General features: G+C 67.4%; 6 protein-coding genes. 4 read left to right on the top strand and 2 right to left on the bottom strand.

The genetic code is table 11. The features are described 5' to 3' along the window. The coding region (locus ACWC09_RS16415; RefSeq protein ID WP_450851213.1) for a discoidin domain-containing protein at positions 1-3,710 on the bottom strand (3,710 nt) is incomplete at its 3' end. 380 nt (positions 3,711-4,090) lie between these two features. Next, entirely contained in the window at positions 4,091-5,104 is a 1,014-nt protein-coding gene (locus ACWC09_RS16410; protein WP_450851212.1) for a LacI family DNA-binding transcriptional regulator, read from the bottom strand. Positions 5,105-5,544: 440 nt separating this feature from the next. Between ACWC09_RS16410 and ACWC09_RS16405 the strand changes: the two genes are divergently transcribed. The 4 genes from ACWC09_RS16405 to ACWC09_RS16390 all read left to right on the top strand — a co-directional run bounded on the left by ACWC09_RS16405 (position 5,545) and on the right by ACWC09_RS16390 (position 9,977). After that, positions 5,545-6,603 carry a LacI family DNA-binding transcriptional regulator gene (locus tag ACWC09_RS16405; RefSeq protein ID WP_450851211.1) on the top strand — a complete coding sequence of 353 codons (1,059 nt, stop codon included), beginning with the start codon at positions 5,545-5,547 and terminating at the stop codon, positions 6,601-6,603. A gap of 95 nt (positions 6,604-6,698) precedes the next feature. Further along, on the top strand, positions 6,699-8,111 hold the full coding sequence (locus ACWC09_RS16400; protein ID WP_450851210.1) for an ABC transporter substrate-binding protein: 1,413 nt from the start codon (positions 6,699-6,701) through the stop codon (positions 8,109-8,111). A 7-nt stretch (positions 8,112-8,118) separates the two neighbouring features. Next, positions 8,119-9,114 (top strand): carbohydrate ABC transporter permease, encoded by a 996-nt coding sequence (locus tag ACWC09_RS16395; RefSeq protein ID WP_450851209.1) that lies wholly within the window; start codon positions 8,119-8,121, stop codon positions 9,112-9,114. Next, positions 9,111-9,977, top strand: a complete 867-nt coding sequence (locus tag ACWC09_RS16390; protein ID WP_450851208.1) for a carbohydrate ABC transporter permease — start codon at positions 9,111-9,113, stop codon at positions 9,975-9,977. Before ACWC09_RS16395 ends, ACWC09_RS16390 begins: the two co-directional genes overlap by 4 nt. The last annotated feature ends 23 nt before the right edge of the window (positions 9,978-10,000 follow it).

Below are 10,000 nucleotides of genomic sequence, written 5' to 3'. Positions count from 1 at the left end.
GTGTTGACCACCTTGACGTAGCGCGCCGTCTGCGTCGCGAAGGTCACCGCCTCGACCGGTTGACCCGACGCTATGGAAGCGACCTTTGTCCAGTCACTCCCGTCGGACGACACGTACACGTCCGCACTTCGCGCATAGTCGTCGACGCTGCTGCCCGCATCCAGTTCGACCGTGTCGAATTTCTCGGCTCGGCCCATGTCCACCTCCACCCACTGGCCGGATTCCTGCCCGGCTCCCGAGGTGTAGCGGGTGTCGATGTCGCCGTCGAGCATGTGCGTGAGCACGTCGTTGGGCCACGGGCTCGTGTTCGACGCCGTCGCCGTCCAGCCGGTCCTCGACAGCTGGGTGCCGGAGACGGGGCCCGCGAACACGTTGAACTCGCCGATCGACCACCAGTTGCCGGCGCTGCCGGTGTTGACCACCTTGACGTAGCGCGCCGTCTGCGTCGCGAAGGTCACCGCCTCGACCGGTTGACCCGACGCTATGGAAGCGACCTTTGTCCAGTCGCTCCCGTCGGACGACACGTACACATCCGCGCTTCGCGCATAGTCGTTCACGCTGCTGCCCGCATTCAGCACGACCGTGTCGAAGTTCTCGGCCTTCCCCATGTCCACCTTCACCCACTGGCCGGATTCCTGCCCGGCTCCCGAGGTGTAGCGGGTGGTGAGGTCACCATCGAGCATGTGCGTGAGCACATCGTTGGGCCACGGGCTCGTGTTCGACGCCGTCGCCGTCCAGTCGGCCCTCGACAGCGGAATGCCGTAGACCGGGGTCGCGGATCCGCCTGCGTACACGTTGAACTCGGCGATCGACCACCAGTTGCCGGCGCTGCCGGTGTTGACCACCTTGACGTAGCGCGCCGTCTGCGTCGCGAAGGTCACGGCCTCGATTTGCTGGCCGTCCGAGCTGATGGCGGCAACCTTCTTCCAGTCGGTCCCATCGGATGACACGTATACGTCCGCGCCTCGCGCATAGTCACCGGTGCTGCTGCCCGCATCCAGGGCGATGGTGTCGAAGGTCTGCGCCTTGCCCATGTCCACTTCCACCCACTGGCCGGATTCCTGCCCTGTTCCGGAGCTGTAGCGGGTGTCGGTGTCATTGTCGATCATGTTCGCGAGCACATCGGTGGCGTAAGGGCTCACCTTCGACGCCTTCGCGGTCCAGCCGGTCTTCGAGAGCGCGGTGCCCAGGCCGTTGACGGTGAACTTGGATCCGCCTGCCGACTGTCCGCCGGCCCCGTTCACCGACACCTGGTACGTGCCCGAGGGGAGTCCGTTCGGAACGTACGCGCTGATGCTGGTGTCGGACCAGCTGGCGATGTCGGCGTGGGCGCCTCCGAAGTACACGGTGCCGAGGCCCTGGGTCGCACCGAAGTGAGAACCGGTGATCGTGAACTCGGAGCCCGGAATGCCGGTGGTGGGCGTCATGGTCTCGAACGCGGGCGTCGAATAGCCGGACAGGCTCTTGGTCGTGAACATCGCCGACGTCCCACCGGGCAGCGTGTACGTGAATTCACCGCCGGTGGATATCGGGAAGCTCTGGCCGCGCCCGGTTCCGTTGTAGACAACGGAGACGTTCGTGCCGTCCGGGCCTGTCCAGTTCTGCAGCTGAAGTCCGTGCGGCACCGCCGTCGGGGCTTGGATCGAGCCGGTTTCGCCCGGGGTCCCATACACGTTGATCTCGCCGATGGACCAGTGGAAGAAGAACGACGGTGCGGTGCTGACGATGCGAATGTACTGGGCCTTCTGCGGTGGCATGGTGATGGTCGTCCTGCCCAGGGCGCCGTTGCCGTTGGCGACCGCGCTGCCCCAGTGCTCGCCGTCGTCCGATACGTACACCTGGTACTGGAAGACGGAGTCGAAGGCGTTCTTCGCCGTGTTGTCGAGCGTGATCTGGTCGAAGCTGGTCGGGCTGCCGAGGTTGACCTGGTACCAGTCGCCGCTCTTCATCTTGATGGCGGTGCGCCATCGTGTGCCGAGGTCTCCGTCGACGGCGTCCGCTGCCGGATCACCCGAGTGGCTCGACGAGGACGTGACCTTCCATCCGCTGCGGTTGAGCGCCGTTCCCGGAGTCTTGATGGACGCTCCGACCGGGAGGGAGTACGTGGTCAGCTTGGAGTCGGTGGTGACGGAGTTCTGAATGGGCAGCAGTTGCGGGTCGTACGTGATGGTCCGCTGGCCGGTCGCCGACTTGAAGGTGAAGTCGTGCGTGGGGTCCCCGACGTCGCCGGCTGCGGGCGTGCTGCCGCTCTGCGTGGGTCCCGAGTAGGTGAAGGTGGCGGCATTGCCCGCGTTCAGCGTGTAGTTGAACGACTGCGTCCCGTCCGCGACGCTGATGGTCTTCGCGGACTTCGAGTCGTTGTACGCGACGAGGACCTTCGATCCGTCGGGATTCTGGAAGGCGACGTCGTTGACGCTGCCGGCTCCGAAGGTGTTCGAGTAGATCCGGTGGGCTCCGGGCTTGACGAACCTGGTGACCTGGGCGAGCGCGTAGTAGTCCGGGTTGTACGTCACTTCGCCGCTTGCCGGGTCGATGGTCACCAGTCCGCGGCATTCACCGATGCCGTTCGTGTCGCTGTTGAGCGGACCCATGGCGGGATCGAGTGCGATGTTCCACAGCATCGCGCCGTTCGCGTAGTTGCGCGTGGTGTCGATCATCCAGGTGTCGAGGGCGTCGTGGAAGGCCACCTGTTTGTCGGCCTGCCACACTCCGCCGGTGGCCTCCGTGAGGTACAGCTGTTTACTCGGATAGTCGTTGTGGGTCAGCGTCTGGTAGACCGGGCTGCCGCTGTAGATGTGGAACCCGGCCCCCACGGCGTACTTGGCGGTCGTCGGGTCGTTGTAGATCGACTCGGGGTACGAAGGCACATCCCAGTTGTGGTCCCAAGCGAGGATCTTCGTGGACAGATCCTTGGCCGCGAACGCCTGGCCCATCTCCTGGACCAGCTTGGTCTCCTGACTGGGAGTCAGATACGTCCCGGGCCAGGTCGGAGCGTTCAACGGCTCGTTCTGCGGCGTGACGTAGGAGATCGGCACCCCGGCCTTGCCGTAGGCCTGTAGGTACTTGACGAAGTAGTTGGCGAGCGCCGAGTAGTCCGTGTCGAGGAGAGTTCCCCCGATCATGGAACCGGAGGTCTTCATCCAGCCCGGGGGGCTCCAAGGGGTCGACGTGACCTTGATGCCCGGGTTCAGGGCAAGTGCCTGCTTCAACTCCGGGATGACGTACGCGGCATCGTGCTTGATGGAGAAGTGTGCCAGCGTCGGATCCGTCTGCCCCGCCGGCATGTCGTCGTAGGAGTAGTTCCCGGTCGCCGTGAAGTCCGTCGCGCCCATGGGTGAGCGGACCATGCTGAGGCCGATGCCCGCGGAGGGGCTGAAGAGCTTCTGCATCAGGGCGTTGCGGCCGCTCGTCGGCAGTTTGTCGATGAGGTAGGCCGAGGAGTCGGTGAGCGCCGCCCCGAAGCCGGTGATCTTCTGGTACTCGACGCTGTCGTCGACCTTGATCGTGAGCGGGCTGGTCGCCTGCTGTGTCTGGAACGACACGGCCTTTTGCCTGGCGACCCACTGGTTGGACCCGACGTCCGTGAGCCAGACCTGCACGGAGCTGCCGTCCGCCGGCGTTGCTGCCTGTGCCGGCGGGAAGGCGGATCCGGCTGCGAGGCCCACACTCAAAGCAGTGAGCCGTAGCAGCATGCGTTTGATTCTTCGCATGCTCATCCTCCGAAGGAGCTTGTGTGCGGGGATTGTTGTGCCGACGCAGCGGCACTCGCTTCGGGCAGCCGACGACGGATGACGGTTCACCCACGGGACTGACAGCGATTGCGCGACTCGATGCGGTGTCGGCCTGCTTGATCGGCGCGACACAACGACGTCGCGACACAACGACGTTCCGGTCTCGACACGCGCTCCTGGCGGCTGACCCAGCGGCGGCAGTCACCGTCGCTCCGCTCCGTGGCGTATCCAACCCGCCGAGACCTCAGGTACTAATTCGGGTTAGCGAGCAAACCGTAGGCCCAGCATGATCCCGCGTCAAGGGGATGATTCCGGGAAGTTTTCGGCGAATTCGGGGGGCGCCTGAGGTGTGGACCCGTTCAGGATCCGGTGCGACCGCGGTCCGCCGGGGCCGCCGTGGAGTCGCGCATGACGAGGGGGCAGTGCACCAAGGTGCGGCCCGTCGGGGCAGCGGGCCGGCCGTCGGCCAGCCGCTCCGCCGCCTGCCGTCCCATCGCGTCATAGGGCAGTCGTACGGTGCTCAGGGCCGGGCGGATCTCCGCCGCGAGCTGGAACTGGTCGTCGTAGCCCATCACCGACACATCCTCCGGCACACGGATGCCCGCCTCCAGCAGGCCCAGCAGCGCGCCGACGGCCATCCGGTCGTTCCCGCACATGATCGCGGTCGGCAGGGGGCCGCGCCGCAGCAGCGTACGCACCAGGTCGTAGCCGGAGTCGGCGTGGTAGTCGCCGGAGAGCACGGTGCGCTCGCGTGGGTCGAGTCCCGCGCCGCGCAGCGCGTCGCGGAAGCCGCGGAGCCGTGCTTTGGTGGCCCACTGGCCGGGGTTGCCAGTGAGGTAGGCGATGTCGCGGTGCCCGAGGTCGAGCAGCGCCTGGGTGGCCTCCCGTCCGCCGCGTTCCTCGTCGGGCACGATCGCCGGGACGGGGTCGTGCGGCGCGAAGCAGTTCAGCAGGATGGTCGGAACCCGGGCAGCGGCGTCCGGGAGGATCACCGGCCTGGTGCCGACCGCGGCGAAGATCAAGGCGTCGACCTGCCGGTCGAGGAGGTCGGTGATCAGCTGGCGCGCCTGGCGGTTCGAACCGCCGGTGTTGACCAGGAGCAGCAGGTTGCCCTGGCGGGTACACGCTTCGTGCGCGCCCTTGATCGCGGCGGCGGCGAACTCGCCGAAGTCGACGTCGTGGCTGACGAAGCCGACGGTCGCACTGCGCCCCTGCCGCAGCCCTTGGGCGGCACGGTTGGGGCGGTAGCCGAGCTCCGCGACCGCTTGCAGGACCCGTTGTCGGGTCTCGTCGCTGATGGTCTGCCCGGACGTCCGGTTGAGCACGAAGGAGACCGTCGCGGGTGAGACGCCGGCCAGGCGTGCGACGTCCACCCGTCGCGCTCGACTCGCCGGTGGTGGGCCAGGTGCGTGGGCTGACACGCCGTAAGGCTAACCCCGCACGGCGACGGACCTGGTCCGGCGGGATACGGGTGTCCCGCACGTGCATGTCCTCCGTGCCGCCCGCCAGGCGCCGCCCCGCCTTCGAGGAGCTCCGTCCCGGCGTCGTCCTCAGCCGTGAAGGTGGCGCCGCAACGGCAAAGTGCCCTGCTCGGCGGGGCTTTGGGAACACCGCCACCCGACCCGGTGACGGAGTCTCCGATTCCCCCCTCGGTGGCGGACCAGGCCGTCGCACGCGGACATACCGGGGCCACGAGTCCGTAACGAGCCATTGACAGGAGCTGTGGCCGAAGGCACTCTCATCTCCACACGGATGGCAAAACGATTAGCCAACCGGAATCCACCAGTTTGAGCACCAGACTTAGGCAGGGGCGATGGCGCGCCGGATCGGGATCAAGGATGTGGCCGCGGCGGCAGGTGTGTCCGCCACGACCGTGTCGCACATCCTGAACGGCGTCCAGGGCAAGCGGGCCAGCGCCGAGACCCGGCAGCGCGTCCTGCGGATCGCCGAGGAACTCGGATACGCGCCGAACGGCCTGGCCCGGGGGCTGCGGCTGCAGCGGTCGCAGACCATCGGTTTCATCAGCGACGAGATCGCCACCACCCCCCACGCGGGCGGGATGGTCCTCGGAGCCCAGGAGGCGGCGGCGGCTCACGGCATGCTGCTGCTCCTGGTCAACACGGGCGGCGATGCCGAGCTCGAACGTCGCAGCATCGAGATGCTGCTCCAGCGTCAGGTCGACGGCGTGCTGTACGCGGCCATGTACCACCGGGTCGTGAGCCTGCCGGAGAGTCTGCGCAGCACGCCCACGGTCCTGCTGGACGCACGCTGCGACGACCCCGCGATCCCCTATGTGGTGCCCGACGAGGTACAGGGCGGCTACACGGCGGTGCGCGAGCTGATCGACCACGGGCACCGCCGGATCGGCATGGTCGTGCCGACCGAGGACATCCCCGCTCTGGGCCTGCGCATCGAGGGCTACCGCAAGGCGCTGGCCGATGCCGGGATTTCCTACGATCCCTCCCTGGTCGTCGCCGAGCCGACGGTGCCCACCGAGACCACCGCCGGTCACGCGGCCGCCGGCTACCGGGCGGCGCTGCGCCTGCTCGCGGCGGAGGAGCGGCCGACGGCGTTGTTCTGCTTCAACGACCGGATTTCCGCGGGCGCCTACCGGGCGGCCGCGGAGCTGGGACTGTCCGTCCCCGGCGACGTGTCGGTCGTCGGGTTCGACAACCAGGAGCTGATCTGCGAGGCACTCCACCCCGCGCTGAGCACGGTCCAGCTCCCGCACTACGAGATGGGGGCAGCGGCGGTCACGAAGTTGCTCGCACTCACCGAAACGCCGGGTCCGCCACCGCGCCCGGTCACGCAGGAAATGCTGTCTTGCCCGCTGGTGGCGCGGGCATCGGTAGCTTCGCCGCCCCGACTCTGACCCCGGGACGGCGAAGCATTCGCACTACGACAGGCGACCGTTACGACCGGTCGTCATCCCTGTCAGTACTTGGTACACACAGTGAGGGTACACGCATGTCCTCTGGCCTTTTCAAGGAGCAGTTGAGCCGTCGCGGCCTGCTGAGAGCCGGCGCCGCCTCCGCCGCGCTGGCGGGCGTGGGCGGACTGGCCTCCGCCTGCTCGTCCGGCTCCTCCTCATCCGGTTCCTCCGGTTCGAAGGTGCTGAACGTCGCCGTGTTCGCCGCCCAGACGCAGGCGGACAAGATGGCCGAGGCCGCCAAGGCGTTCGAGGCCGCCCACCCCGGCGTGAAGGTGAAGTTCACCGGCACCACGGGCACGGACTGGAACGACTTCTTCAGCAAGCTGCTCACCCAGATCGCGGCCGGCAACGCACCGGACATCGCGGCGGTGGCCACCGAGGGCCTGCAGCTGTTCGCGGCCAAGGGACTGGCCCAGCCGCTGGACGACTACGTCAAGCGCGACGCGGCCGCGCTCAAGCCCTACTTCGCCGACGTCCACCCGGCTCTCGTCGAGGCGATGATGTACCAGGGGCATCTGTACGAACTCCCGACCGACTTCAACGCCGGGAACATGTTCTACAGCACCTCCCTGTTCAGCAGCGTCGGCGTGGACCGCCCCGCCGACAACTGGACCAAGGACGACTTCTACGACATCGCCAAGAAGATCTCCGCCAAGGGCGGCAACACGGTCGGCTACGACTGGGTCGTACGGCTGTGGGGCAGCTGGACGTCCTGGATGTACGCCAACGGCGGCAACCTGCTCACCGAGAGCAAGTGGGACGGCGGCGACTGGCTGTGGAACACCTTCTACCCGAACAACCCCCTGGCGGCCGGCCGCAAGGGCGGCTGGCGCTGGGGCGACCCCACGGCCAACTCCACCCCGGTCGTCGAGGCCCTCGACTACATGGTCCAGCTGCACAAGGAGGGCCTGTCGCCCAGCCCTGACGTCGGCGGCGGCACCACACTGCAGGGCCTGTTCGCCGGCAACAAGATCGGCATGTCCGTCGGCGGCGGCTTCTGGGCGGGCGGCCTGCACAACGCCGGCATGCAGACCGGCTCGTTCGACGTGCAGTACTTCCCCAAGTGGAAGACCCAGCGCCACCTGTTCGGCACCGGCGGCTACGGCATCATGAAGTCGTCCAAGAACAAGGACCTGGCCTGGGAACTCCTGAAGACCCTGGTGACCCCCAAGAGCCTGGACCTGCTGTTCCCGGGCAATGTCACCACCTTCCCGCGCAAGTCGATGTCGACGGCCGCCCGGTACGCGACCACCGGCCCGAAGAACTGGCAGATCTTCTACGACACGCTCGACCTCGACAACACCGCTCCCATCCCGGCTCCGCCGTACTACAACGCCATGGCCATCGCGCTGAACAAGCGCACCACCCAGGCCATGTCCAGCGGCAACGCCAAGGCGGCCCTCGACGGCCTGCAGAGCGACCTCGAGACCGCGGCGAAGACGGGATGACGCGCTGATGTCGCAGCCAGTCCAGAGCCGTAGCCCCGCGTCCGCCCCGGCGGGCGCGCGGCCCGGCCGTCCCCCACAGCACCAGGCGGATCCGACGACGGCGCCGCGGCGCCGCGCTCAGGCCCGCCAAGCCCGCCGCGAAGCCCTCTTCGGATACGGGATGGTGGCGCTGTCGTTGGTGGTGGTGTTCGTCTTCACCGTGGCGCCGATCGTCGGGTCCTTCGTCCTCGCACTGTTCAAGTGGGACGCCATCACCAGCCCCCAGTTCGTCGGCCTGCAGAACTTCGACACCCTGCTGCACGACAAGGCGGTCACCCACTCGCTGCTGGTGACCTCCGGCCTCGCCGTGATGATCGTCTTGTTGCAGGTCGCCCTCGGTCTGGTCCTGGCGCTGCTGGTGGCCCAGCGCGCCTCGAAGATCGCGCAGAACCTGTTCCGTGCGGCTTTCTTCATGCCGATGCTGGCCTCGGCGGCGTCGATCTCGATCGTGATGTCGTACATCTTCGACGATCACTTCGGAGTGATCAACTACTATCTGGGCGCCCTCGACCTGCCCACGGTCCCCTGGCTGAGTTCGACCGCGGGAGCGACGGCCACCATCACGCTGGTCGCCGTGTGGCAGCAACTCGGCTTCACGTTCATCCTCTTCGTCGCCGCCCTCGGCTCCGTACCGCCGGACGTCCTGGAGGCCGCGCAGATCGACGGCGCGTCGTCCGCCCGCGTGTTCTGGCGGATCAAGCTGCCCCTGATCAGCCCCACGGTGCTGTTCGCCTGCACCGTCGGCCTGATCAACACCATGCAGCTGTTCGACCAGCCCTACGTGATGACCAAGGGCGGTCCGGGCGACGCGACCTACACCACCGTCCTGCTCGTCTACCAGACGGCCTTCCAGAACCTCCAGTTCGGCTACGCCTCCGCCGTCTCCGTACTGCTCTTCGTCGTCCTGCTGGTCATCACGGCCATACAGTTCACGGTGAGCCGGAAGTGGGTGTTCTACTCATGACCGCCGTCCTCGACCGGCCCCCCGCCGCACCGCGCAGGCGCCGGCGCCCGCGGATCACCTCGCTGCTGTCGGTCACCGTCCTGACCGTGACCGCCGTACTGGTCGTGGCGCCCCTCGTGTGGGCGCTGGCCACCTCGCTGCGCACCCCGGCCACCTCCTTCGACCAGCCCCCGCAGTGGATCCCCACCCATCCGATCTGGTCGAACTACCAGGCCGTCTTCCAGAAGGTCCCGCTGGGAACCTTCTTCCTCAACAGCACCCTGGTCACCGGGCTCATCGTGGCCGGCCAGCTGATCACCTCGACCATGAGCGGCTATGCCTTCGCCATGGTCCGCTTCCGCGGCAACAAGGCGCTGTTCGCCGTCATCCTGGCCACCATGATGGTGCCGCTCCAGACGACCATCATCCCGGTCTTCCTGATCATCAAGTACCTGGGCCTGACCGACACCAGCATGGCGCTCGTGCTGCCCGCCGTGGGCGGTGCCTTCGGCACCTTCCTGATGCGCCAGTACTTCCTGCAGATGCCGCGGGAACTCGGCGAGGCGGCACGGGTGGACGGGGCCTCGCACTTCCAGGTCTTCGCCCGCATCTACGCCCCCATGGCACGGGCGCCGATGGCCACGCTGGCGGTGCTGACGTTCTCCGCCTACTGGAACGAGTTCTTCCGCCCGCTGATCTTCCTGCAGTCCACCGACAAGTTCACCCTGCCCCTGGGCCTGGTGAGCCTGCAGGGAACCCTGGGCACCGGCAGCATCTCCATCGTGCTCGCCGGAGTGGTCATCGCCCTGATCCCCAGCGTGCTGATCTTCATCGCCGCCCAGCGGTACTTCGTCGAGGGGATCGTGGCCGGCTCCTTCCGCTGACCGCCACTCCCCGCACGCTCTCC

The organism is Streptomyces sp. NPDC001617, from assembly GCF_053596855.1.
Note: the sequence above shows the minus strand (reverse complement) of the source record. Positions and strands in the feature narration are given on the sequence as shown.